This is a genomic window from Rhodobacter flavimaris (assembly GCF_021378075.1).
GTDB lineage: Bacteria > Pseudomonadota > Alphaproteobacteria > Rhodobacterales > Rhodobacteraceae > Rhodobacter > Rhodobacter flavimaris.
Window position 1 is genome coordinate 1 of record NZ_JAJUOS010000054.1, and the last position, 338, is coordinate 338.

Consider the following 338-nt stretch of genomic DNA (forward strand, 5'->3'; position numbering starts at 1 on the left):
AGTTCCTTAACATTGGTTTTCTCGCTCGCCTTAGAATACTCATCTTGGGAACGTGTGTTCGTTCTCGGTACAGGTTGATAAAAAATTAACACTAGAAGCTTTTCTTGGAAACATGAAATCATTCAATTCGTTACTCGACCGAAGTCTTCACTATGCATCACAACTCAAGATTATGCTATACGGATTTGCCTATATAACTCTCTTGTTGCTTACCCCACAATCCAGTAAGTGGTAGAACTATCCTTTTTCGTCACTCCATCATTCTTTTACCAAGTACAGGAATATTAACCTGTTGTCCATCGACTATGCATTTCTGCCTCATCTTAGGCCCTGACTAA

General features: G+C 39.3%; 1 rRNA gene. It reads right to left on the reverse strand.

From position 1 onward, the window contains the following. Positions 1 to 338, reverse strand: a 23S ribosomal RNA gene (locus tag LZA78_RS18120); the annotation flags it as partial.